Source organism: Methylobacterium organophilum, from assembly GCF_022179465.1.
In the GTDB taxonomy this organism is placed as follows: domain Bacteria; phylum Pseudomonadota; class Alphaproteobacteria; order Rhizobiales; family Beijerinckiaceae; genus Methylobacterium; species Methylobacterium organophilum.
The window spans coordinates 1-24,297 of the sequence record NZ_BPQV01000021.1; the positions used below are offsets into that span (position 1 = coordinate 1).

The following is a 24,297-nucleotide window of genomic DNA, read 5'->3' on the forward strand; positions in this document are numbered from 1 at the left end:
TCGAATACCTGTTCACCTGGAACGGGGCCGAGACGCACGTCCTCCAGCAAGGCGCCCATCAGGCGATCGTTCCATGAACCGCGAGACCCACACCGCGGCCGATGCCGAGCGCGCCCGGCGCGATCTCCAGCGTACCGACCCGGCTGCGCTGGCTTGGTGGCAGCACGAGCGAGCCAAGGCGGGCGCCTTCGTGGTGCGCTTCGGTGCCGGTTCCGCCCGCCGCTACCTCGCCCAATCCGCTGTCCGCGACGAGCCCGAAAGCGGCTGGCGGCGCTTCGTGTGGACGAAGGACATCCAGGCCGCGGAGATCTTCTTGTCCGAGGTCGGCGCGATGACCTTCGCGCGCAGCGTTCTCGGCCACAACCGGTGGTCCGTCGTCCCCGCCCCGCCCAGGGGCATCCCGACCGACGACCTCGGTGGCACCCCCGCCGCCATGCGGGTCGCCGCGTGATGACGTCGGCCGAGCAACGCGTCGCCGCGGCGCGCCGGGCCCTCGACGCCGCCCGGGTCGCCCGCGAGGCCAACCACAACCCCGAGACTGCGCTGCTGGTCGCCCGCGCCGAGCTCGCCTTCATCGACGCCCGCCGCGCGCTCGTCCGAGAGGATCGGTTCTGATGTCTCGCCTCCTCGCGCTCCTCGTCCTGGCCGGCATCGCCGCCGCCGCCGCGGGCCGCCGCCCGGGCCGGTCTCTGCCGGCCTACGTGTTCCCTATGTCGCGGACGGTGCACTGATGCGTAGCGCCGCCCTCGCCTTCACGCTCGCCCCGATCCTGATCTGGATCGCGGCCCCGCGCCCCAGCCTCGCGGCCGAGCCGTTCCTCGCGGTGGTGCTCGCCTGCCCGGCGGGCGTCGAGGCACCGGACTGCTCGCGCGACAACGCCAGCGACATGCTGGTGCAGCCGGCCGGGCAGTTCGATTGCCTCCACGTCGGCGAGGTCCTGGCGACCCGGCTCGGGCTTGCGCCGGGCGAGCGGCACAAGATCCTCTGCGAGCGGCGGAAGGGTTGATGCTGCTCCGCCCGCGCCCGCCGGAGCGCCTGCTCGGCCAAGAGGGCGCGACCACCGCATATCCGGTCGAGCCCGCCCACGAGCTCGAAGCCTGGATGCGCGCCACCTTCATCGACGAGGATGCGCCGCTCCTGAACGAGGAGCACCTGCACCTGCGTGAGGCCCGCCTCGGCGTCCTCTGGTGCTCGGTCCCGAACGAGCGCCAGGGCAACGCTGTCGTCGGTATGTGCGAGGAGGCCACCTTCATCGGCAACCGCTGGGCCAAGGCCCGCTGGGAGCAGCAGATCGGCGGCTGGTTCGGGGAGATCCCCCACTTCCTGCTCACCTTCGACGCCGGCTATGCCGACCAGTGCTCGGACGCCGCGTTCTGCGCCCTGGTCGAGCACGAGCTGCTGCACGCGGGCCAGAAGAAGGACGCCTGGGGCGCGCCGCGCTTCAGCAAGATGACGGGCCTGCCCGTCTTCGGGATCCGCGGCCACGACGTCGAGGAGTTCGTCGGCATCGTCGCCCGCTATGGCGCCGGCGCGGCGGCCGGGGCGACCCGGGCACTCGTCGAGGCCGCCGGCCGCGCGCCGCTGATCTGCGAGGCGGACATCAGCCGCGTGTGCGGCACCTGCGGGCGGCGCTCCTGACCGGACCCTGACACGAGCCATGGCGCAGCAAACGCTCACCGACGAAGCGAAAACCTTCGTCGTCCAGCAACTTGCGATGTTCGAGACGCCTTCTGCGGTCGCGAAGGCGGTCAAGGACGAGTTCGCGATCGACATCACCCGGCAGGCGATCGAGGCCTACGACCCCAACAAGCGGGCCGGAGCTGCGCTGTCGGAGCACTATCGCGAGCTGTTCAAGGCCACGCGGGAAGCCTTCCTCGCCGACACGGCGTCGATCGGGGTCTCGCACAAGGTCGTGCGGCTCCGCACCCTGGAGCGGCTGATCCGCACTGCGGAGAGCCGCGGCAACGCCATTCTGGTGGCTTCGCTGCTGGAGCAGGTGGCGCGGGAGTGCGGCGACGCCTTCACCAACAAGCGGCAGGTCGAGGCCACGGGCAAGGATGGGCAACCTCTCCTCGCCGGCGGAATCGCCGTCACCTTCGTCGACGGCCCCGGCAAACCAAGCTGAGTTCCCGCGCAAGCTCGCCTTCCTGTTCCGACCGAAGCGGTACAAGATCGCGAAGGGCGGGCGCGGCGGGGGCAAATCCTGGGCCTTCGCCCGCGCTCTCCTGATCCTCGGCGCAAACAAGAAGCTCCGCATCCTCTGCGCCCGCGAGTTCCAGAACTCGACCGCGGACAGCGTGCATGCGCTGCTGAAGGATCAGATCGAGAAGCTCGGCCTGAGCGCCTTCTACGATGTGCAGCAGACGCGCATCATCGGGGTGAACGGGACCGAGTTCAGCTTCGAGGGGCTCCGGCACAACGTCACGAAGATCAAGTCCTACGAGGGCGTCGATATCTGCTGGGTCGAGGAGGCCCGCACGGTGTCGAAGGCCTCCTGGGACGTCCTGATCCCGACGATCCGGAAACCGGGCTCTGAGATCTGGATCAGCTTCAACCCGGAGCTGGAAGAGGACGAGACCTACAAGCGGTTCGTGAAGCACCCGCCGACGAACTCGGAAGTCGCGACCATCAACTGGTACGACAACCCGTGGTTTCCGGCGGAGCTTCAGCAGGAAGCTCGGGATCTCAAGGCCCGCGACCCGGTCGCCTACGAGACCGTCTGGGAAGGCCTCTGCAAGCAGGTCCTCGACGGCGCGATCTACGCGAACGAGGTGCTGGCGGCCTCCCAGGCCGAGCGGTTCGGCCAGCGGCGCGTGCCCTTCGATCCGTCGAAGCCGGTGCACACCTTCTGGGACCTTGGCCGGGCGGACAAGACCAGCATCTGGTTCGCCCAGGTGGTGGGCTTCGAGTTCCGGCTGATCGAGTTCTACGAGAGCCGCGGGCACGCCCTGCAGCATTACCTCGACGTCCTGAAGGACCGGGCGGAGAAGCGGGGCTACGTCTACGGGGAGCACTGGCTACCGCACGATGCGCGGAACGAGTTGCTCGCCTCCGAGCGCACCATCGAGCAGCAGATGTGGGCTGCGGGCCACCGGGTCCGCATTACGCCGAAGCTGTCGGTGGCGGCCGGAATCGACGCGGCGCGCCAGGTCTTTGCCCGGTGCTGGTTCGATAGCGAGCTCTGCGCCGACGGCCTGCAGGCGCTCCGAAACTACCGCTACGACGTCGACCCGGAGACGCAGCAGTTCTCGAAGAACCCGCTGCACGACTGGGCCAGCCACGGGGCAGACGCCTTCCGCTACTTCGCGGTCGCGATCGCGGAGCCGCGCTACGAGGCCCCGCCGAGCGACGGCCCCGACGACAGGTACGCGCGCCGGCGGCGCGAACGGCAAGAACCATCAGGATCGGCATGGGCGGCATGACGGACGAAGACGCCGATCGCGATGCCGTGCCCGGGGACGGGCTCGACCCGGCTCAGCAGGCCGAGCTCGAGCGGGAGGCGATCTTCCGCAAGCTGCGTGCGTGGTTCCGGGTCGACCGGGACGCCTCCTCGCGGTGGCGCGCCGACGCGCGGATCGACTACGATTTCGTGGCCGGCCACCAGTGGAGCCCGGAGGACGAGGCCGTCCTGCGCGAGCAGGGCCGGCCCCCGATCACGTTCAACCGCTGCCTGCCCGTGATCAAGGCGGTGGCGGGCTCCGAGGTGAGCACCCGGCAGGACATCCAGTATCTCCCGCGCGAGATTGGCGACGCGGCTCTGAACGAGCTGCTCACCGAGGGCTCGCGCTACCTCGCCGACGAGGCCGAGGCGGAGGACGAGGAATCGGACGCGTTCGTCGACTGCACGATCTGCGGCATGGGCTGGGTGGAGATGCGCCTCGACTACGAGGTGAACCCCGACGGCGCCTATGTCGAGGACAGGGTCAACCCCCTGGAGATGTTCTGGGACGCCTCGGCGACGAAGCGGAACCTCGCCGATGCCCGCCGGATCTGGCGCGCGAAGACCATGGACCGCGAGGAGGCCGAGGGCCTGTTCCCGGAGGCCGATGCCTGCGAGCTGGACGCGGCCTGGGCCGAGGATCGCGACGGCGAGCAGCACCACCAGCTCCAGCCCGGCGAGCATCGGCTCGACCGTGCGTCGCGCGAGGACGCCGCGACGTCGAAGGTCACCATCGTGGAATGCCAGTGGTGGGAGCGCACCCGCGTGCTGGTGGTGACGAACCCGGTGACGGGCGAGGCGAGCGAGCTCGACGAGGAGAAGGGCAACGCGCTGAAGGCCCGGGCCGAGAAGATCGGCATGGCCATCCAGTCCTTCTCGCTGGTGAAGCGCCGTTACCGCCGCGCCTTCCTTGGCGCGAGCATCCTGGAGATGGGCCCGGCCCCGGCCGGCGATCGCTTCTCCTACGCCTGCCTCACCGCCGACCGCGACCACAACCGGAATAGCTGGTTCGGCATCGTGCGGCCGATGATCGACCCGCAGCGCTTCGCCAACAAGTGGCTCAGCCAGACCCTCGACATGCTCAACCGGCAGTCGAAGGGCGGCATGCTGATGGAGAAGACAGCGGTCCCCGACCAGGCGGAGTTCGAGCGCTCCTTCGCGAAGCCGGGCTCGGTGACCTGGGTTGCCGACGGCACGCTGATGGGCGGCCGCATGAAGCCCAAGGATCTGCCCCAGCTCCCGACCGGGCATTGGGCGCTGATGGAGTTCGCGATCGGCTCCATCCGCGATTCCTCGGGCGTGAACCTCGAGCTTCTGGGCCAGCGGCAGCAGGAGCAGGCCGGCGTGCTGGAATACCAGCGCAAGCAGGCGGCGATGACGATCCTGGCGAGCCTGTTCGACAGCCTGCGGCGGGCCCGCAAGCACATCGGCCGCGTCCGCCTCTACTTCATCCAGACGTATCTTTCGGACGGTCGCCTGATCCGGATTACCGGGAATGCCGGCACGCCGAAGGTGGTCCCGCTGCTCCGCGACCGGACCGCGGGCGAATACGACGTGGTGATCGACGAGGCCCCGTCCTCGCCGAACCAGCAGCAGGTGGTGTGGCAGACCTTCGTGCAGGTGCTGCCGATCATCAAGGACATGCTCACCCCGCAGGTTCTCCTCGAGGTGCTGCCCTACTCGCCCTTCCCGGACAGCTTCGTCGCGAAGATGCGGGAGCTGCTGGCGCAGCCGGCGAACCCGAGCCCCGAGCAGGCCCAGCAGCAGCAGCTCGCGATGCAGCAGGTCGTCGCGAAGATCCAGGACACCTCGGCGAGCGCGAACCTGAAGAACGCCAAGGCGGAGCGCGAGCGCGGCCTCGGGCAGCAGGATCAGATCGACGGGTTCGCCAAGGTGGCGGCGATGGCCGCCCCGCCTGAGACCACCTCCACATTCGCAATCTGAAAACCAGGACCATCACCATGGCGATCGACAAGGCTGCGCTCCGCAAGGGGACTCTATGGGTCTACCCGTGCCGAACCAGCAACCTGCGCCGCGAGGTCAAAGTCCTCGAAGTGTCCGAGAATTTCGTGATCTTCTGCAAGTCGGACGATCTGGCTGAGATGGCTGAGGCTGTCGCGCCGTGGAAGTTCCTGGCGGACGCCCACGACCTTGCGACGTACGACTTTGAATCGCTGGTCGAAGACATCGAAAGGCACAGCAATACGCCCGGACGGAACGTCAACACGGACAATGATCTCCGCATCATGGTCTGCCTGCTTCGTGACGCGGTGGTTCACCTAATGGGCCGTCTCGGGCCGCCCGCCCCGCTCAACCTCGTGCCTGCTCCGGCTGCGATGCCGGTCGTGGTGTCAGCCGAACCGGTCGCGGTGGCAGCCGAAGAGCCCGCCTCCTTCGAGGAAGATGCACCCGACCACGACCGCAAACTTGGTGACGTCACCTGGATCCCCGGCCCGGTCTCCACAAAGCGAAAGCCCTCCAAGGGCGGTTTCTGACCCCTTCCGCACCGGCCGGCGCGTCAGACCGGCCTTCGTCTCCATCACGTCACGAGGATATCCATGAACGACCACGCGGACACCGCGGGGGGCGATGACGCCTTCACGCCCGAAGAGCAGGCTGCCTTCGAGGCCTACGAGCGCGGCGAAGAGGGCGCGGGCGCCCCCGCCGGCGGCTCCGAGCCGGTCGAGGGCGGTGCTGCCGCCCCGGCCGCTCCTCCGGCCGCCGCCGCGGCGCCCGGCGATGCCGCCGCCCCCGGCGAGGTGGTCGACCCGGAGAACGAGGAAGGCTCGGCCGAGGAGAACAAGGGCAAGTTCGTCCGCCACGGCGCGTTCCACCAGGAGCGCGAGCGCCGCAAGGCCACCGAGCGCGAGCTCGCCGAGCTTCGCGAGCGCTTCGCCCGCGGTGACGAACGGCTGCGTGTCCTGACCGAGGCCATGCAGAAGGCGCCGGCCGCCGCCGCGGGTGCGCAACCGCAGGCCCAGGCCGCTCCGGAGCCGGAGAAGGTCCCCGACCCGAACGAGGACATCTTCGGGTACGTCGCGTACCTGCAGAAGGAGCTCACCGCGCTGCGGTCGGGCCAGCAGCAGATGACGGAGGCGCAGACCCGCGCCGCCGAGGATGCGACCCGTGCCGCCGAGGAGCGCCAGGTCCTCGACCACTACCGCGCCGACGTGCAGCGCCTCGCTCAGGCCGAGCCCGCCTTCGTGGAGGCCTACGGCTTCCTCGTGAACGGCCGGGTGGCGGAGCTGAAGCACTTCGGCCTCTCGGACGAGGAGGCGGTGAAGGCCGCCCAGGCCGACGAGATGGCGCTGATCCACGCCGCCCGTCAGCGCGGCGTCTCGCCGGCGCAGCACGTCTACGACATGGCGAAGCTGCGCGGCTTCGCCCCGAAGCCCGCCGCCGCTGCCGCGCCCGTGGCCCCGGCCGAGACCCCGGCGGAGAAGGCCGCGCGCGTCGCCGCCGGCCAGGCCGCCGCCAAGAGCCTGTCGAGCGCCGGTGGCGCGCCGGCCGGAGAGATCACCCTCGAGATGCTCGCGGCAATGTCCGAGGAGGAGTTCGACGCCTTCCAGGCCAAGAACCCCGCCAAGGTGCGCAAGCTGATGGGCGGAGAGTAAGCGATGCGTCCCTCGAAGCTCCTCCGCGCCGCCCTCGCCGGGCTGGTGCTGCTCTCGGCCGGGTCCGCGCTCGCGCGTCCGCCGATGGAGACGAACCAGCTCGTCGACGACACGGGCACGCCGATCGGCACCGCCGCAAACCCGCTCTACGTGTCGGGCGGCACCGGCGGCGGTGGTGGCGGCGGCACGGTGACCCAGGGCACCACGCCGTGGCAGATCTCGGGCAACGGGACCGCGAACGGGTCGGGCAATCCGATCTTCGTGCAGATCACGAACTTCCCGGCCACGCAGGCCGTGACCCAATCGGGCACCTGGAGCTTCGGACTGTCCGGGGCGATCCCGACCGGCTCGAACACCATCGGCGCCGTCACCCAGGCGGGCGGCCCGTGGTCGGTGAGCGGGACGGTTGCGGCGACGCAGTCCGGCACCTGGAACCTGAATAATATCACGGGCAGTATCACCCTGCCGACCGGCGCCGCCCAGGACGCGACGCTGACGGCCCGGCTCGGCACCCTCGGCCAGAAGACGAGCGCCGGCAGCGCGCCGGTCGTCTTCCCGTCCGACCAGACCGGCCCCAATCTCGGCAGCGGCGCGCTGGGCGTGGTGGATCAGGACGCCAACGCGGCCGCCGGCTCGCCCTTCATCCTCTCCGCGCTCGGCGCCCAGACCGGGTTCCGCACGGCCGGCGCGAACTCGATCGGCATCGAGATCACCGGCACCTTCACTGCCACCATCACGGTGGAGGTCTCGTCGGATTCGACCGATGGCGTGAACGGGACCTGGACGTCGACCGTCAACGGTTCGGTCCCGAACGACCAGGGCGCGCAGAACGGCTTCTCGACCCTGTCGGCGGGCCGGCTGCGCATGGTGTTCCCGGCCAATGCGGCGCCGTGGATGCGCCTGCGCGTCACGGCCTACACCTCCGGCACGGCCACGGCCTACGTGTTCCTGCGCTCGCAGCCCTACGTGGCGCACGAGGTCTATATCGGCGCGGGCAACATCAACATCAGCGGCGGCTCGCTGGCTGGTGTTTCCTCGGTGGGCCAGCTCAACGCGGTGAACGCCAGCGCCAGCTCCCTCGGCGTCAGCTTCTTCTCGCGCATCCCGTCCTCGGCCGCGAACACCAATCTGACCCAGGCGAAGAACGCGGCGGGGCGCATCTACAAGATCGTCGTCTGCAACACGACCACGACCGCGGCCCGGCTGAAGCTCTACAACGCCCTCTCGGCCAGCGTGACGGTCGGAACGACGGCGCCGATGCTCACCCGACCGATCCCGGCGGCGGCCGCCGCGGGCGGTCTCGCCTGCGCCTCCTACGACTGGGCCGATATCGGCGCCTACTTCTCGACCGCCATCTCCTATGCGCTCACCACGGGCGCCGCGGACAGCGACACCACGGCGGTCGCCGCGGGCGCGATCACGGACCTGTCGGTCGAGTACCAGTGATGCGCGTCCTCGCCCTCCTGGCGCTGCTGGCGGCGGGGCCGGCGCTCGCGGACGGCTTCTCGCCGGACATGTCCGCGGTTCCGGCCCCGTCCGTGTCGCTCCCGCCCGCCGCGGCGCTGGACAGCCAGCTCGGCGCCTCGGCGCTTTACGCCCGGGCCGATCACACCCATGCGGCCCGGGTCCAGCGCATCGTGATCACGACGGCCGCCGACGGCACCGCGAAATGGACCTTCGCCCGGCCCATCGCGGTGCCGGCCGGCAAGCTGCCGCCGATCGCCTACATGGTCGAGGACACGGGCACGCCCGTCGTCGTCCAGGTGGTGGGCCGGGAGCTGACCAGCGACGGCACCACGGACACCCACACCTCGGTCAGCATCAAGGCACAGCGCTCGCGCACCCTACCGGCGGTGCTGGTGGCGCTCACGAACCTCGTCGCCTTCGACGTGTTCGGCGGCGCGGCGTCGGGGGTGAAGGTGAACCTCTTCGCCGGCGACCCGACCCAGTAGCGTTTGCCCTTGACCCCGCGGGCAAAAGCTCGCATCTCGTCAGCGTCCCGAGACGTGTCGGCGCAAGCCTGCTTTCCTCGCGACGCCTCCCTCTTCGGCCGGCCTGAGCACGCATCCGCACCGCGGAGGCGCGTTCGCGCTTGGCCGCTTCGCCCGATCGCACGTCACGCGATCCGCACGGCCGCGTCAGAGCCTCCGTCCGCGCCACGTCACGGCGCCCGTCCGACCACCGTCCCCAGCGGTCATCCGGGGCCCGGCTTCCGTCAGCGGCGCGACGCACGCCCGCACGAACCCTCCCACGGAATCCTCGTCCTCGCGGCCGTCTGCGCGCCCGGGACGCCTCTCAGGACATCGCTATGTCTTTCACCTCGTTCGGGATCGGCGATCCCATGGCCGTGAAGCTGTGGAGCAAGAAGCTCGCAACCGAGGCCAACAAGTCCATCGATATCGACCCGCTGGTCGGGCAGAGCGACGGCTCGATCATCCAGGAGAAGACCGAGGCGAAGAAGGGCAACGGTGACCAGATCACCTTCGGCCTGCGCATGCAGCTCAAGGGCGACGGCTTCACCTCCGACGACGTCGCCGAGGGCAACGGCGAGCAGCTCGGCACCAACTCCGACAAGGTGACCATCGACGAGCTCGGCCACGTGGTCGGCGTGAAGTCGGACAACACCATCGACGCCCAGCGCGTGCCCTTCAACCTGCGCGAGCAGGCCCGGGCCGGCATCGCCGACTGGTTCCAGACCCGCCGCGCGAAGATCTTCTTCGCCCACGTCTGCGGCTACACCCCGGTCAACGCGCTGCCGGCCAAGAACGCGAAGAAGTACTCCGGCAACAACCTGGTCACCGCGCCCTCCGTCGGCCGCATCTTCCGTCCGAACGGCCGGGCCAACGACGCCGCGCTCGTCGCCGGCGACATCTTCACCCTCGACCTGATCGACAAGGCGGTCGAGCTCGCCAAGACCGGCGGCGCGGCCGGCAAGGTGATGATCCGTCCCGTCGTGATCAACGGCGAGAAGGTCTACGTGATGTACCTGCATTCCACGCAGGTCACGTCGCTGCGCACCAACACCGCCACCGGCCAGTGGCTCGATATCCAGAAGGCCGCCATGGCCGGCATGGAGTCGAGCAAGTCCCCGATCTATTCGGGCGCGCTCGGCAAGTACAACGGCGTGATCCTGCGCGAGGCCCAGGACGTCACCCAGGGCGTCTCGGTCGACGGCAACTCCGCCGTGCCGAACACCCGCCGTGCCGTGCTGCTCGGCGCCCAGGCGGCCACGATCGCCTACGGCAAGGCCAGCGGCGAGAGCCGCTACCGGTGGAACGAGGAGCTCTACGATCACAAGCGGAACCTCGAGGTCTCCGCCTGGGCGATCTGGGGCATGAAGAAGACGACCTACAACGGCGACGACTTCGGCACCCTCGTGATCCCGACCTACGCCGCGCCGGTCGGCTGATCGTCCTCCTGACCTGACCGACCTGCCGCGCGGGGCCTGAGCGGCCCTGCGCGCGCCCCTCTCCTCCTTCCATCCAGAAAGGGCCCACCATGGCCACCAACGTCGCTCCGGCGCAGCCGAGCGTGCGGGAGTACCGCGAGCAGCAGTCGCACTTCACCCGCATGACGGTCAGCTTCGTCAACGGCACCTTCGTCATGCCGGCCTCGCTGCCGGCCGGCGCGCTCATCACCTCGACGCAGATCCTGGTCGAGACCGCGTTCTCGGCCGGTGCGGCCCTCACGGTCGGCACCGCCCCGGGCGGCAACGACATCGTCGCGGCCGCGGACAGCGCCGTGACCGCCGCCGGCGTGAAGCGTCCGGACACCGCGACCCTGAAGGGCCGCCTCGCCGCCGACACCACGCTCTACGGCACCATCAGCGGTGCCCCGGCCGCGGGCGTCGCGACGCTCATCTTCCACTTCGCCCCGAACAACGACGGCTGATGCTGGCGCTGTTCTGGCTGCACCACGCCGGTGCGGCCCTGGCGGCGGAGCCCAGCGCTCCGCCGTCTCCCTCCCCTGAGCCCGAGGCGGTCCGCGATGCCCGACAGTCAAGGCCGTCCGACGCTCGCCGAGCTGATCGCGGAGATCGAGGACGACATCGAGCGGGCCGATCTCAACCCGCAGGTCGCCCTCGCGGTTAATCGGGCGATCCGGCATTTCCAGCCGCAGCGCTTCTTCTTCAACGAGCGGATCCTGACGTTCGAGACGATCCCCGGAGCCGACGTCTACGGACGCGGCGACGTTCTTGATCTGCCGGACCTGTTCGCAATCGACGGGGTGGTGCTGGTCGAGAACGGGCAGTCCTACCGGCTCAAGCGCGTGCCCGAGACGCGCATCGAGCTCTACGACGACCCGGCCTCCGCCGCGCAGCCGACCCTCTTCTCCTACTTCGACCGCTCGCTGCGGCTCTGGCCGATGCCGTCCGGCGCCTGGACGGTGCGCGTCATGGCGCATGTCCGCCTGCCGGCGCCGGAGCTCGACGAGGCGAACGCCTGGACGGACGAGGCGGGCAGCCTGATCGCGGCCTACGCGAAGCGGCACCTCGCCCTCAACAGCCTGCGCGATGCCGCGCTCGCCAAGGCCCAGCAGATCGTCGTCGACGAGGAGGCGGGCCGCCTGCTCGGCCAGTCGAACGTGCTGGCTTCCTCCGGCCAAGTGGCCGCCTACGATCTCTGAGCCCGGAACGCTGCGATGGCCGATCTGATCACGGATTACGACAGCCTCCTGGCGACGTTCGAGAACTATGTCGCGCGCCCGGACCTGGGCGAGTTCTTCCCGAACTTCGTGCAGGCCGCCGAGGCCTTCTTCAACCGGAAGCTCCGCACCCGGGATATGCAGGGCGTCGCCAACCTGTCGGCGGTGGCCGGGCAGCCGGGCAGCTACGCCTTGCCGGCCGACTTCCTGGAATGGGTCGGCGCCCAGTACACCGCGGCGTCCAGCCGCCCGCTGATGCTGCGCTACGTCGAGCCGGACAGCCCGGAGTTCCGGCACCGCTACCGGCCCAACGGCGCGCCGCAGTACTTCACGGTGTTCGGCGACCAGCTCCAGACCCGCTCGACCCAGGCCGGTGCGGTGGCGCTGACCTATTACAAGCGAATCGACGGCCTCACGTCGATCAAGAAGACCAACTTCCTCATCACCCTGGCGCCGGAGCTCTACCTCTACGCCGTGATGGCCGAGTCCTACCGGTTCCAGAAGGACGGTGACCGGTCGGAATTCTGGTCGCAGAAGGCGAACGAGCACCTCGCCGCCCTGATGGGGCAGGCCGACACCGCCAAGACCGGGCGCCGCCCCGGCCGGACCGCCGAGGACACCGCCGAAGCGCTCGCGCGCAACAACGCGAACTGAGCCATGTCGGCGATCCCGCTCGCCCCCTACGCGCCCGACGTCGCGTCGGTCGACGCCGCGGTCTCGGCGATCGCGCAGAACGTCGTGCCCCGCGCCGACGGCTACGCCCCGATCCCCGCGCCGGTGCCGATCACCTCGGCGCTGCCCGATCCGTGCCGTGGGGCGATCGCAGTGGTTTCCCCGGCCTTCGGCACCACCCGCTACTATGCCGGCACCGCGCGCGGCCTCTTCCGCTACGACGGGCTCGGCGGCTGGGCGGATGCCTCGAACCCGGGCCGCACCTATTCGATCCCGACCGACGATTCCTGGTCGTTCGCGCTCTACGGCTCGCGCCTGGTCGCCACCTCGGCGAACACGCCGCCCCAGGTGATCGACATCGATGCCGGCAAGATCTTCGCCGATCTCGGCGGCGGCCCGCCCCGGGCGCGCCTCGTCAGCATCGTCGGCGAGTTCCTGATCCTGGGCGGCCTCGCCTCCGATCCGAATTCGGTGCAGTGGTCGGACCTCGGCGACCCGGAGAGCTGGCCGCTCGGCGTCCAGAACGGGCACGAGGGCGACCTGCAGATCCTGCCCGACGGTGGCGCGGTGACGGGCTTCGCCGGGGGCGAGAGCGGCCTGGTGTTCCAGGAGCGCGCGATCCGCCGGATGACGTTCTCGGGCGGCTCCACGATCTTCGACTTCTCGGTGCTTGAGGAGAACCGCGGCGCCGTGAGCCCTTCGGCGGTCGCCAAGGCGGGCGGGCGCGTATTCTTCCTCGACCGCGATGGCTTCTATGCGTTCCCCTATGCCGGCTCGGCCTCGGTTCCGATCGGCGCGGAGCGCGTCAACCGCACCTTCCTCGATCGCGTCGACCCGAACCACATCGGTGCGACGGTGGCGGTGCGCGACGCGACCGGCCCGCGCATCCTCTTCGCCTACCGCACCCGCAGCGCGCCCACGGGCGACCCGACCCTGCGCGACGAGGGCCTGGTCTACGACTGGCTCCTCGACCGCTGGGCCGGCCCGATCACGATCCAGCTCCGCGCCGGGCTCACGGCGGCGACGCCTGCGGTGTCCATCGACGCGCTGCCCGGATCGATCGACGATCCGAGCCAGCCGTCGCTCGACGACCCGATCTATGCCGGCGGCGTCCCGGCGCTCGGCTTCGTGACGGCGGACAACCGCCTGTCGCTCCTGACCGGCGCGCCGCTCGAGGCCGTGTTCGCCACCGCCGAGGCCATGCTTGCGCGCCCGAACCGCGCCTTCGTCACCGGCGTGCGCCTCGACAGCGATGCCGACGACTGGCGCGTGCAGGTGGGCGGCCGGGAAGGCCTCGGCCAGTCCGCGGCGGTGGCCTATCGGCCGGAGACCGCGCCCACGGTCGAGCGCATCGCGCCGTGCCGCTCCTCGGCGCGCTACCACCGCGCGCGGATCCGCATCCCGGCGGGGACGGCCTGGTCCTATGCCTCGGGCATCGAGGTCGAGGCGGTGGCGGAGGGTCTCCGGTGATCCTGCCTTCCGACCTTGAGCGCAACCTCGCGATCTTCGCTCGCGCGATCCGCGACATCGCCGGCGGCCAGACCCGCGCCATGGGCTCGGATGTGGCCCTCAGCGAGGGGACGGAGACTGCGGTGACCATGGCGCTGTGCGCGCCCGGATCGCAGGTGGTGTTGACGCCCCTCGATGCGGGCGCGGCGGCAGCCGGCCTCTTCCTGAAGGACACCGCCCGCGGCTCGTTCACGCTCGGCCACGCGGCCGGGCCCGGCGGCCGCATGGTCCGGTTCGAGGTTCGGAGACCGTCGTGAGCCTCGTTCGTCTGCCCGTACCGCTGGCGGATCCGCTGGCGGCGCGGGTTCTCCCCTGGCTCCGTGCAGCCTGTGCGCGCCCGGGATGCGACCTGACCGCCGCCGATCTCGTCCGCCTGTGTGCCGTCGGCGAGGCCCAGATGATCGGCATCGCCGTGGACGGCGCGCTCGCCGCCGTCGGGGTGAGCCAGGTCCGTGACGACGCCGCGGGCCGGCGCTCCTGCTGGATCCTCGCGGTGGGCGGCGCCCAGGCGAAGGCCTGGCGCCACACCCTTCGCGCCATCGAGGCCGGGGCCGCCGCGCTCGGCTGCGCCACGGTCGAGTTCGTCGGCCGCAGCGGCTGGCGGCGCCTTCTCCCCGACTATCGCGCGACGCCCTGCGCGGTCGGTGTCCACTACTCCAAGATCCTCGGGGACGCGTGATGTCCGGCGGCTCGAAGACCACGACCACCACGCAGAACACGAAGACCGATCCCTGGGCTCCCGCCCAGCCGGCGCTTCAGCAGATCCTCGCGGGGGCCTCGGCGGCCTACAGCGCCAACCCGACGGCGCAGGTCTACCAGGGCAACCGGGTCGCCGGCCTCGGCTCGGACACGCTGTCCGGCCTTGATGCGATGAAGAGCGGCGCGGCGGCGGGTACGGCGACGGCCACGGCCGGCAACGGCTTCGCCTCCGACCTTCTCGCCGGCGGCGGCACCACGGCGGCGACGCGCGATGCCACCTCCGGCCTTGCCGGCATCAACGCCACCGTCGACACCTCCGGCGTCGCCAAGGCCGCGAACGCGCTCTCGGATCCGAACGGCCTCGCCATGACGACGGGTGCGAAGCTCGCGGGCGGCGCCTACGATACCGACGCCTCGAAGCTCGGCGGGCTGGCCGACGGTCTGGCGAGCGGGCCGACCCAGACCACCCGGAGCCTGCAGGACGTCGCCGACGGCAAGTTCCTCGGCGGTGCGAACCCCTATCTCGACGAGATGGTCTCGCGCGCTTCGAACAGCGCGGCCTCGAACGTGGCGCAGCGGTTCGCCGCCTCCGGCCGGTACGGCTCGGGCCGGTTCACGGCGGCGCTGGGCGACGCGGTCGCGGGCGCCGAGAACACGCTCCGCTACCAGGATTACGACAACGAGCGCGCCCGGCAGGCCTCCGCGGCCACGGCGATCGACGCGGCGAACAACGCCCGGGCCGGCCAGGCCGCGAGCCTCTACCAGGGCCTCGCCGGGATCAATCAGGGCAACGCCAGCCTCGCCGCCACGGGCGCCAACATGGTGCAGGGTGCGCAGCAGGCGGGCCTCGCCGGTCAGCAGGCGCTCGCCGGGCTCGAGGCGGACAACGTCAGCCGCAACCTGTCCCAGGCCTCGGCTCTGCTTTCCGGGGCGCAGTCCGACCGGCAGGCGGGCCTCGCCGGCATCGCGGCGCTGCCGACGATCCAGGACGCGCTCACGGCCGAGGGCCGCACGCAGCTTCAGGGCGGTCTCCTGCAGGATGCGGCCCGGCAGGATCAGATCGGCGCCGACATGGACAAGTTCAACGAGACGCAGGACGCGTCCTGGACGCAACTCGGCAAGCTCGCCGGTCTGGCGATTCCGATCGCCGGCCTCGGCGGCACGTCCTCGGGCACCACCACCCAGAAGGTGCCGCAGGCGAGCTTCCTGCAGCAGCTCCTCGGCTACGGCCTCGCTGGCGCGTCGGTCGCGTCGAAGTTCATCTGATCGGAGACCAGGATGTCCGCAGGCCTCGCCTTCGATCCGGCCGACCTCGTGCGGCTCTTCCAGCGTGCCCCCATGGGTGCGCCGCAGACCTTCACCGGCACGTCGGGGCTGGTGCAGCCGGCCGTGCAGCCGGAGGAAGAGGCGGCCGCCGTCCCCGGCCTCGCCGGGCGCCTTGTGCCGCTCCCGCCGCAGCGCCCCGACGACCTCTCCGTGCCGAGCGAGGCCGACGTGCCCGCGCGCGGCGCGGTGCCGGCCATGGGGCAGATGACGCCCCCCGCGCCCGCTGCGCCCGCGCCCTCGGCGGCGGCGGCCGTCGTTCCCGTGGCGGGAGCGCCGGCCCCGGCTGCAACGGCCCCCGCGGCCTCGGGCCAGGACGGGCCGTCCTTCGGCGATCGTCTCCTGACCGGCCTGAGGAACAACGGCGACTATCTCGGCGCGCTCGGCGCCGGCCTGCTCTCCGCTCCGACCTGGGCCGGCGGCGTGTCGGCGGGCATGCAGCTCGCCTCGAAGAGCGACAAGGAACGCACCGCCACCGACCTCGCGAAAGTCGAGCTCGGGCTCAAGCAGCGCAAGCTCGCGCAGGAGACGGGCGCCCTCGCCGGCAACGCGGCGATCATCAAGCGCGCCTATCCCTCTCTGACGGACGCCGAGGCGAGCGCCGCCGGGCAGAACAGCGCCATGGTGGCGGAGGCGCTGAAGATCCAGCGGGATCCGAACCACGGCACCGGCGTGCCGGCGGGCTACCGCCTCGGTGCGGACGGCCGCTCCTACGAGCCGATTCCGGGCGGCGAGGCCGATCCGGCCAGCATCCGCGCACGCGCGCAGGCCACCGCCGAGGGCTCGGCCGCGGGCAAGCCCGACGAGACCTATACGGCGCTGACCGAAGACGAGCGTGTCGCGCAGGGGCTGCCCGCCGGTTCCTACCAGAAGGACAGCAAGGGGAAGATCTCGCCGATCAACCCGAACGGCACCACCATCAACATGGGGGCCGAAAAGGCCCAGGACGCTACCGTCGGCAAGGGCTACGGCGAGTACCAGCTCGACCTCGCCAACAAGGGGCGGAACGCCGCCTCGACCCTCAACACCCTGGCACTGATGGAGCAGGCCGCCCGCAACCCGAACTTCTATTCGGGCGTCGGCGCCGAGCAGGTGAAGCGCGCCAATCAGTTCCTGGTCGCGCTCGGGGTCAAGGACGCCAACTTCACGAAGCCGACGGAGATCTTCAACGCCCTGTCCAACAAGGTCGTCCTCGACGGCCTCGGCGGCTCGCTCGGGCCGAGCATCTCGAACACCGACCGCGACTATATCGGCCGCACGGCGCCGACGCTGGAGCAGAGCCAGCAGGGCAACCTCGAACTGGTCTCGATCGCCCGCTCGCTCGCCCAGCGCCAGCAGCAGGTCGCCAAGCTCGCGCGCGATTACGCCGGCGCCAACGGCGGACGCCTGGACACCGGCTTCGACCAGGTGCTCGAGGACTTCGCCAGCGCCAACCCGCTGTTCCCGGCGGCGAACGCCTCCGCGACCCAGCAGTCCGACGGCAAGACGGGCGCCTCCGGCCCCGGCGGCTTCGCCGCGCCCAAGACCCAGGCCGAGTTCGACGCCCTGCCGAAGGGCGCCGTCTACGTCGATCCGAACGACGGCAAGCGGTACCGGAAGTAGCCCATGCCCCCTCGCTTCTCCGGCACGCCGCTCGACGACGAGCCCGCCAGCCCGCCCGCGACCGGGCCGCGCTTCTCGGGCACCCTCGTCGAGGATCCGACGGACGCCCCCGCGGCCGGCGTCCCCGGCGATGGCGCGGCCGCCATCGGCCGTGGCATCGTCAACGGCATCCCCGTGGCCGGCCCCTATCTGCTCGGCGGCCTGAACCGGGTCGCCGCGGGGATCCGCTCCCTCAAGAACGACACGCGCTATTCCGACGAGCTCGCGAACGTCGAGCGCTTCGGCGAGGCCACCGCCCGCGAGAACCCGAAGGCGGCGCTCGCCGGCGAGATTGCTGGCGGTGTTGTCGGGACCGCGCCGCTGATCGCGGCTGCCCCGGCGGCATTCGGCGTGTCGGCCGCCTCGCTGCCTGTGCGCATGCTCGCCTCGGGCGCGTCCGGCGGCGTGCTGGGCGGAGCCGATGCCGCCGTGCGCAGCGATGGAGATCTCGGCGCGATCAAAGAGGGCGCCACCGTCGGCGCCGGGCTCGGCCTCGCCTCGCCTGTCGCCGGCCAGCTCATCGGCCGCGCCGTCGGCGCCTTCACCGGAGGCGGCAAGGGGCACGGGCTGATGCGCGAGGCGCTGGAAGGCGTCTCCGACAAGGATCTCGAAGCCGCGCAGGCCCTGATGAACCAGGCGCGCTCCCTGCCCGGCTCCCCGGTCCCGCTCACGCTGGACGAGGCGCTGAACGCCGTCACCGGCGGCCAAGCCACGCGCGCCTCTGCGCTCGCTCGCGTCGTGGCGAATTCCGGAGGCGAGGGCGGCCAGACCATGAGCCGCTTCTACGCGGAGCGGCCCGCCTCGATCGACAATGCCGGCCGCGCCGCCCTGGAAGCGATCGGGCCGCAGCCGGCCTCGCCCACGGCGGTCGGGTTCGAGGCCCAGGCGGCGGCCCGCCGCGCGATCGATCAGACGCCCGAGGGCATGGCGCTGGCCCAGGCCCGGGAGGCGGTCGGCCCGCGGGTCACCCCCGACACGGCCGGGCAGGTGATCCAGCGCGAGATGCGCGGCGTCGCCGATGCCCGGGAGGCGCGACGCACCGAGCAGGCCGCCCGCGACTATGCCGCCGCGCGCGAGGCGCCGGAGAACATCGGCATTGAGCGCACCATCACGGTGGAGCGGCCGGGCGAGCCCGTCATCACCTATCCGGAGGGCGGCCCGCAGTTCACCGACGCCGCGCCGCGCCCGCTCGGGCCCGCGCCCACCGTCGAGGCCGAGGCGGCGGCCGGCCCGGAGAGCCTCGCCCGCTTCATCGCCCGGAACGGCGGCCTGCCGCTCGACGGCGACGTCGTCGCGACCGACCTCCAGCGCTTCAACATCCCCGGGCTCGGCAACGTCGCGCGCGAGGGTGGCCGGAGCATCGACAACCACTGGCGCGAGGCCCTGATCGAAGCCGGGTACTTCCGGCGCGATCCGGACGGGGGCGCCGCCCGCAACATCACGAACGAGCTGCTGCGCAGGCTCCAGAACGAGCAGCGCGGTTTCCCGAGCTACCCGATCGGGACCGAGCTCCAGGGCGGCCCGCGCGTGAAGGCCGGGCAGGTCACGGACGAATACCGGGCGGCGCTCTCCCAGGCAGAGAGCCGCCTCGATGGCGACCTCGCCCGGGCCGGGGTCGATCCCGCGAGCCTGCATCCGGAGATCCGGGCGCGCACGCTCGGCGCCCTGATGCGCGGCGAGGTGAGCGATCCGCTCGACGCCTACGAGCGCGTCGTCGCCGGCATGCGCGAGCCGCCGGCGCCCTACGTGAAATCGACCACCGTCCAGGAGCAGATCCCAGACGTCCGCTTCGGCCAGGTCGACCCGCAGGCTGCGCTTGATGTGATTGATCGGCAACTGCTCACGGCAAAGGGCGATGTTCGTTCTGCGCTTAAGGCGACCCGGCGCGATTTGCTGGAAAACCGCATCGATTCCGTGTCGGGGGTGCGCGAGCGCGATCTGTCTGTCGACGGGCTTCATCAGGCCCGTGAGCGCCTTGATCACCGCGTAACCGAAGCGCTCGACCGTGGTGACGGCATTCTGGCCGATCGCCTGGTAAGCGCACGCACGGCTCTCGATGAAGCGCTGAAATCCGTTCCCGAGATGGCGCTCGCGGATGCGAATTTCGCTGCGGCGTCCCGTCCCCTTGATGTCTTTGCCGGCGATGCGCCGCTCGGCCGGATCACCCGACAGGATCCGCGCACCGGCCGGATGGCGACCCCCAGCGAGCAGGTGCCGTCGCACCTGCAGGGTGCCTCGGCCGCGCGGGAGCTTCTGGCGAACGCCACGCCCGCCGCGCGCGAGGCTTACGAGGGGCGGGTCGCGACCCAGATCCTCGACGGGGCGACCGATGCCCGCGGCCGGGTGAACCCGGACAGGCTCGCCGAGCTGCTGCGCGACAACGCGGACGTGCTCGGGCAGATGCCCCGGATCTACGACCGCCTCGATGCGGTGGTGCGGGCGCGCGACGGCCTCGCCCGGGTTCAGGCCTCGCCGCTCGGCATCATCGCGGAGCGGCCCGACACGAAGGCGGCGATCCGCGCCCTCTTCCCCGAGAACCCGATGGCGGGCTCGCATGCCGACATCTCGGCGGCGGTCGGCGGCCTGGCCCGCAACAACCCGGGCGCCGCCCGCGACCTGGTGCGGATCTATCTCGAGGGGATGTTCAACGAGGCGACCCAGAGCGTGAAGGGCGTGGCCCGCCAGTACGGCGGCGCCGGCTTCGCCTCGGCGGTTCGCGGCAACGCGCAGCAGCGGCACAATCTCGAAGCGGCCCTGCGCGCGCTGCCTGCCGGCGACGATCTGGTGCGCGGCTTCGACCGCCTCCTGAGCACGCTCGAAGCGACCGGCTATCGGCCGGTGAAGGGCTCGGACACGGCCTTCAACCAGGCGATCCAGGCCCGGCTCGCCACCGGCACCGGCCCGATCGCCACGGCGATCACCGAGGCGGCCGCCGGTGCCGCGGCCGGTGCCGGGCTGGCCGGCCCGGGCGGCGCAGCCGGCGGTGCGCTGGTCGGCCTGCGGAAGGCGGCCACGGGCGCCTGGGCCGAGCGTAGGCTCGCCGGCAACGGTGCCGCGATCGCGCGCATGCTCACCGACCCGAAGGCGCTGCCCGAGCTGCGCGCCCTCGCCCGGTCCAAGCCGGGCAGCCGGAACGCCGAGATGTTCACCCAGCGGCTGCTTCTGCTCGCCAACGGCGGGGCCGGCCCGGCGCGCGACGGATCAGCGGGAGCGCGATAGCAGGGGCTTCATGCGGCCCGTGGCGTCCCGCGGCCACCAGCCGTAGGCGGCGGCCCCGGCCAGGAGCGCGGCGAAGACGGCCGTCCAGACGCTCTCGCCCAGCGCGGCGTCCATCCACCGGTTGAACGGGGGCGCCGCGATCCGCAGCACGACGGCGAGCCCCGCCATGACGGCGAGGTAGAGCGCGACCGTGAGCATGCGGGCGAGCCAGATGGGCATGCCCACGGCTTAGCACGGCTGCGGCCTCCCGCGCGACCGCTCGGTGACCTCGCACTTGACCCCGCGGGCAAAACCCGCGAATTGATCACCGTCCGGTGCCATGCGCCGGCTTCGAGAGGCCGCCCCTTCGTCCGGGCGGCCTTTTGCGTTTCAGGATCCCCGCCATGGCGCTCGTCGATCGGATCATCGGCGCGGAATCCGGCGGCAACGCCACGGCGAAGAACCCGCGCTCCTCGGCCACCGGCGCGGGCCAGTTCATCGACGGCACTTGGCTCGCGATGATCGCGAAGCACCGCCCGGACCTCGCCGGCCTGCCGCGCGACGAGGTCCTGGCGATGCGCAACGATGCCGGCCTCTCCAAGGAGATGACGCAGGCCTATGCCGACGACAACGGCGCGGTGCTGCGCTCGGCCGGGTTCGACCCGACGCCGGGGAACGTCTACCTCGCCCACTTCGCCGGCCCGGGCGGCGCGAAGGCGGTGCTCGGCGCCGATCCGTCGACGCCGGTGAGCGCCGTGCTCCCCTCGTCCTCGATCAAGGCGAACCCCTTCCTGACCTCGATGTCGGCCGGCGACCTGACCGACTGGGCCGCCCGCAAGGTCGGCGGCAGCGCCCCGGCGATGAGCACGCCCAGCACGCCGGCGCAGCCCGCGCGCTTCGGCTTCTCCGGCATCGAGACCACTCCCGCGGCGCCCGCGGCGGCCGAGACGACCGCCGCTCCGGCCAAGGACGACGGCGTCGACGTCTCCGCCCTGCTGAAGGGGCTGCTCTCCGAAGGCGGCAAGCTCCAGCAGGCCGCCGGCTCCGGCTCGCAGGCGCAGGCCGCCCCCGCACCGCCCCAGGCGCCGCCCGTGCGCGCCGTGCCCTTCGACGTCGCGGCCTACCTGTCTCAGCTTCGTCGCTGACGCCGCGATTCTCCTGCTCCTGCCGGTCCTGCCGAACCTGATGCGCCTGCATCCGGGTCGCAGCCCCGTGCGCCGCCTCCGGACCCGTCATGACCGGCCTCATCGACTTCTCGCAGGACCCGTCCTCGAACGACGTCGCCGCGGCGCCGATCAACTTCGAGGAGGGTCAGGCCGCGCGCACCGTCAACAACTCGATGCGCGAGACGATGGCGGCCCTGGCCCGCTATCGCGACGACAATGCCGGCAGCCTCGGCGCGCCGGTCGTCGGCAACGCCGTGACGCTGAGCACGGGGCAGGGCTTCGCGGCCAAGCACTTCGCGTCCGGGTTCACGATCTCCTTCGCCCTTCAGGCCACGAACACCGGCCCGCTCTCCCTGAACGTGGATGGGTCGGGTCCCCGCCCCTGGCGCCGCCAGCGCAGCTTCGAGTTCGCGCCCGGCGACGCCCAGGCCCTGGTCATCCATACCGTCGCCTGGTTCCCGGCGGCGGGGTGCTTCGTTTCGCTCTCGCCCACGATCCCCGAGCCGGGCCAGATCGCGGCGTTCGCGCGGCCCGAGGTGATCCCGGGCGGCTGGGTGCTGTGCGACGGTCGAGCCGTCTCCCGCACGGCCTATGCCGCGCTCTTCCTGTCGATCGGCACGTTGTTCGGGGCCGGCGACGGCGCGACCACCTTCAACGTACCGGACCTGCGCGGCCGGGCCCTGTTCGGAGCCGATGGCGGCACCAATCGCCTGACCGGTGCGGGGGGCCTCGGCGGCAACGTCGCGAACACGGGCGGCTCGGAGACCGTCACCCTTTCGTCGGATCAGATCCCGAGCGTCCCGTTCAGCGGCACCACCGGCAACGCCGGCGGCCACGATCACGGCGGCGGCACCGGTGCAGCGGGTGCGCACGATCACGGCGGCGGGACGGGGCCGGCCGGCGGTCACAGCCACAGCGGCACCACCAGCACCGCCGACAATCACTCGCATAGCGGCTCGACCAGCGGCGTCGGCGACCATGCGCACGGGGTCCGGTATGTCGCCGCGTCCACGTACGGCTCGGGCAATACGCTTGGTGTGATCTCGATCGGCGGCGAAACCGGCTCCCTGACCGCGACCGCAGCGGCGGGCTCGCACAGCCACAGCGTCGTGACCGATCCCGCAGGCTCGCACAACCACATCTTCGGGACAGATGCGGCGCCCAATCATGCGCACGGCATCACCGGTGTGGGCGATCACGCTCACAGCATCACCGGCGTCGGTGACCATGCGCACGGCTTCTCCGGCAACACCGGCGGCGGCGGCGGCGCGCACCCGAACATGCCCCCCGGCCTGATCGCCGTCTTCGCGATCAAGGGCTGACGCCCCTCTCTCTCGACAAGGCCCGCCCATGAGCGTGACAGACTGGTCGCCTCGGCCGAACGGCAACGCCGTTGCGGATCCGAGCATCCCCGCGGCCGACGGCGTCTCGGCCCGGCAGTATGCCGCGCTGATCCGCGGCGTGATGGCCGGTGCCGCCGGGCTCGCGCTCGATCGCGGCGGCGCCCTTGCCACCTCGGGCACGGGGAACGTCTACGAAATCGCCACCTCGCTCGGCCTGCGCACGCTCCAGGCCGGGGTCGCGCTCCTGGTGCGCGTCAATCGGGCGAACACCGGCCCGGCCTTCCTGTCGGTGGACGGGCATGGTCCGCTCCCGTGGAAGCTCCAGGGCGGCACAGACATCCCGGCCGGTGGGCTCGCCGCGGACAACTTCGTCTGGGCGATCTGGGACGAGAAGGGGAATCGCTGGGTCAGCGATCTGCTCGGCGGCCTGACCACCGCGCTCTTCGACGCCGTCATGCGCGCCTGGTGGCTGGCGCTGCCGGTCGCCCCCGACGGCATCGGTCCGAACGCGCCCTGGCGCAACGGCGGCCTCGTCTCGTGGACCGGCTCGGACAACCCCTCATTCACGATCGACTCGCCCGAGGGCCGCCGCCTGACGCTGCGCCTCATCCGCGACGCGCTGCCGACCTCGCCCGCCGGCCTCAACCCGGGCGAGCCCTGGCTCAATGGCGACACGATCGCCTTCGTCGCCGCCGCCTGAGGTCTGAGACCCTCAGCCGCGCTTCCGCCCAGGCCGAACGGCCTGAGGACATCCCCCTCCAACCGGTCAGAGATCCCGATGCGAAATCTGTTTCGCAGCGCGGGCGCGCTCGCGCTCGCGCTCGCCTGCTTTGCTGCGCCTGCCTCGGCCTGGGACGAGAGCGCCAAGAGCCGCTACCCGTCGCCGAACATGCTGGCGCCGCAAGTCGACCAGCTAACGATCAACGGGACGGGTTCGACCGGCGAGGCCGGGGGCTTCAGCGTCACCGCGCCCGCCACCGGCGCCTTCGCCTACGGCCTGGGCGAGCGGGCCGCCGACGAGGTGAACGTGATGGCGTTCATCCCGCCCG

At 71.5% G+C, this 24,297-nt stretch carries 25 protein-coding genes and 1 pseudogene; 25 read left to right on the forward strand and 1 reads right to left on the reverse strand.

All coding sequences use genetic code 11. The features are described 5' to 3' along the window. Nucleotides 1–73: 73 nt before the first annotated feature. The 21 genes from MFF21_RS23420 to MFF21_RS23520 all read left to right on the forward strand — a co-directional run bounded on the left by MFF21_RS23420 (nt 74) and on the right by MFF21_RS23520 (nt 20,760). On the forward strand, nt 74–451 hold the full coding sequence (locus MFF21_RS23420; protein ID WP_238315015.1) for a hypothetical protein: 378 nt from the start codon (nt 74–76) through the stop codon (nt 449–451). Continuing rightward, nucleotides 451–615 carry a hypothetical protein gene (locus tag MFF21_RS23425; protein WP_238315016.1) on the forward strand — a complete coding sequence of 55 codons (165 nt, stop codon included), beginning with the start codon at nt 451–453 and terminating at the stop codon, nt 613–615. The genes MFF21_RS23420 and MFF21_RS23425 overlap by 1 nt, the downstream gene beginning before the upstream one ends. Nucleotides 616–730: 115 nt before the next feature. Beyond that, nucleotides 731–1,006: a hypothetical protein gene (locus MFF21_RS23430; RefSeq protein ID WP_238315017.1), complete on the forward strand. Its 276-nt coding sequence runs from the start codon at nt 731–733 to the stop codon at nt 1,004–1,006. After that, nucleotides 1,006–1,638, forward strand: a complete 633-nt coding sequence (locus tag MFF21_RS23435; RefSeq protein ID WP_238315018.1) for a putative metallopeptidase — start codon at nt 1,006–1,008, stop codon at nt 1,636–1,638. The genes MFF21_RS23430 and MFF21_RS23435 overlap by 1 nt, the downstream gene beginning before the upstream one ends. A 19-nt stretch (nt 1,639–1,657) precedes the next feature. Then, nucleotides 1,658–2,125 (forward strand): DUF2280 domain-containing protein, encoded by a 468-nt coding sequence (locus MFF21_RS23440; protein ID WP_238315019.1) that lies wholly within the window; start codon nt 1,658–1,660, stop codon nt 2,123–2,125. Continuing rightward, nucleotides 2,058–3,422, forward strand: coding sequence for a PBSX family phage terminase large subunit (locus MFF21_RS23445; RefSeq protein ID WP_238315020.1), 1,365 nt, complete (start codon nt 2,058–2,060; stop codon nt 3,420–3,422). Before MFF21_RS23440 ends, MFF21_RS23445 begins: the two co-directional genes overlap by 68 nt. Continuing rightward, a complete protein-coding gene (locus MFF21_RS23450; protein WP_238315021.1) occupies nt 3,419–5,383 on the forward strand; it encodes a portal protein in 1,965 nt (654 codons plus the stop codon). Before MFF21_RS23445 ends, MFF21_RS23450 begins: the two co-directional genes overlap by 4 nt. A gap of 17 nt (nt 5,384–5,400) precedes the next feature. After that, a complete protein-coding gene (locus MFF21_RS23455) occupies nt 5,401–5,934 on the forward strand; it encodes a hypothetical protein (RefSeq protein ID WP_238315022.1) in 534 nt (177 codons plus the stop codon). Between the two features lie 63 nt (nt 5,935–5,997). After that, nucleotides 5,998–7,053 (forward strand): hypothetical protein, encoded by a 1,056-nt coding sequence (locus MFF21_RS23460; protein ID WP_238315023.1) that lies wholly within the window; start codon nt 5,998–6,000, stop codon nt 7,051–7,053. Nucleotides 7,054–7,056: 3 nt separating this feature from the next. Next, nucleotides 7,057–8,499, forward strand: coding sequence for a hypothetical protein (locus tag MFF21_RS23465; protein WP_238315024.1), 1,443 nt, complete (start codon nt 7,057–7,059; stop codon nt 8,497–8,499). Further along, complete coding sequence (locus MFF21_RS23470) at nt 8,499–9,005, forward strand: hypothetical protein (protein ID WP_238315025.1); 507 nt, start codon at nt 8,499–8,501, stop codon at nt 9,003–9,005. The genes MFF21_RS23465 and MFF21_RS23470 overlap by 1 nt, the downstream gene beginning before the upstream one ends. A 356-nt stretch (nt 9,006–9,361) precedes the next feature. Further along, complete coding sequence (locus tag MFF21_RS23475; protein WP_238315026.1) at nt 9,362–10,462, forward strand: N4-gp56 family major capsid protein; 1,101 nt, start codon at nt 9,362–9,364, stop codon at nt 10,460–10,462. An 89-nt stretch (nt 10,463–10,551) separates the two neighbouring features. Next, nucleotides 10,552–10,944 (forward strand): hypothetical protein, encoded by a 393-nt coding sequence (locus tag MFF21_RS23480; RefSeq protein ID WP_238315027.1) that lies wholly within the window; start codon nt 10,552–10,554, stop codon nt 10,942–10,944. Between the two features lie 96 nt (nt 10,945–11,040). Beyond that, the gene (locus MFF21_RS23485; protein WP_238315028.1) at nt 11,041–11,679 is read left to right on the forward strand and encodes a phage adaptor protein; all 639 of its coding nucleotides are present in this window, start codon (nt 11,041–11,043) and stop codon (nt 11,677–11,679) included. A gap of 15 nt (nt 11,680–11,694) precedes the next feature. After that, nucleotides 11,695–12,351 (forward strand): phage adaptor protein, encoded by a 657-nt coding sequence (locus tag MFF21_RS23490; RefSeq protein ID WP_238315029.1) that lies wholly within the window; start codon nt 11,695–11,697, stop codon nt 12,349–12,351. Between the two features lie 3 nt (nt 12,352–12,354). Beyond that, on the forward strand, nt 12,355–13,839 hold the full coding sequence (locus MFF21_RS23495) for a hypothetical protein (RefSeq protein WP_238315030.1): 1,485 nt from the start codon (nt 12,355–12,357) through the stop codon (nt 13,837–13,839). Then, the gene (locus MFF21_RS23500; protein ID WP_238315031.1) at nt 13,836–14,135 is read left to right on the forward strand and encodes a hypothetical protein; all 300 of its coding nucleotides are present in this window, start codon (nt 13,836–13,838) and stop codon (nt 14,133–14,135) included. The genes MFF21_RS23495 and MFF21_RS23500 overlap by 4 nt, the downstream gene beginning before the upstream one ends. Continuing rightward, nucleotides 14,132–14,557 carry a hypothetical protein gene (locus MFF21_RS23505; RefSeq protein WP_238315032.1) on the forward strand — a complete coding sequence of 142 codons (426 nt, stop codon included), beginning with the start codon at nt 14,132–14,134 and terminating at the stop codon, nt 14,555–14,557. Before MFF21_RS23500 ends, MFF21_RS23505 begins: the two co-directional genes overlap by 4 nt. Continuing rightward, complete coding sequence (locus tag MFF21_RS23510) at nt 14,557–15,843, forward strand: hypothetical protein (protein WP_238315033.1); 1,287 nt, start codon at nt 14,557–14,559, stop codon at nt 15,841–15,843. Before MFF21_RS23505 ends, MFF21_RS23510 begins: the two co-directional genes overlap by 1 nt. 12 nt (nt 15,844–15,855) lie before the next feature. Continuing rightward, entirely contained in the window at nt 15,856–17,502 is a 1,647-nt protein-coding gene (locus tag MFF21_RS23515) for a hypothetical protein (RefSeq protein WP_238315034.1), read from the forward strand. 3 nt (nt 17,503–17,505) lie between these two features. Further along, complete coding sequence (locus tag MFF21_RS23520; RefSeq protein WP_238315035.1) at nt 17,506–20,760, forward strand: hypothetical protein; 3,255 nt, start codon at nt 17,506–17,508, stop codon at nt 20,758–20,760. Here MFF21_RS23520 and MFF21_RS23525 read toward each other — a convergent pair. Continuing rightward, a complete protein-coding gene (locus MFF21_RS23525) occupies nt 20,743–20,979 on the reverse strand; it encodes a hypothetical protein (RefSeq protein ID WP_238315036.1) in 237 nt (78 codons plus the stop codon). The two genes, MFF21_RS23520 and MFF21_RS23525, sit on opposite strands and share 18 nt — an antisense overlap. 164 nt (nt 20,980–21,143) lie before the next feature. On the opposite strand from MFF21_RS23525, the gene MFF21_RS23530 reads away from it, so the two are divergent. From MFF21_RS23530 to MFF21_RS23545, 4 genes and pseudogenes are all read left to right on the forward strand, one after another. Further along, on the forward strand, nt 21,144–21,884 hold the full coding sequence (locus MFF21_RS23530) for a lysozyme family protein (protein ID WP_238315037.1): 741 nt from the start codon (nt 21,144–21,146) through the stop codon (nt 21,882–21,884). 89 nt (nt 21,885–21,973) lie between these two features. Then, a complete protein-coding gene (locus MFF21_RS23535; protein WP_238315038.1) occupies nt 21,974–23,227 on the forward strand; it encodes a phage tail protein in 1,254 nt (417 codons plus the stop codon). Nucleotides 23,228–23,255: 28 nt separating this feature from the next. Further along, on the forward strand, nt 23,256–23,948 hold the full coding sequence (locus MFF21_RS23540; protein ID WP_238315039.1) for a hypothetical protein: 693 nt from the start codon (nt 23,256–23,258) through the stop codon (nt 23,946–23,948). Between the two features lie 78 nt (nt 23,949–24,026). Continuing rightward, nucleotides 24,027–24,297, forward strand: a pseudogene (locus MFF21_RS23545) (hypothetical protein); the annotation flags it as partial.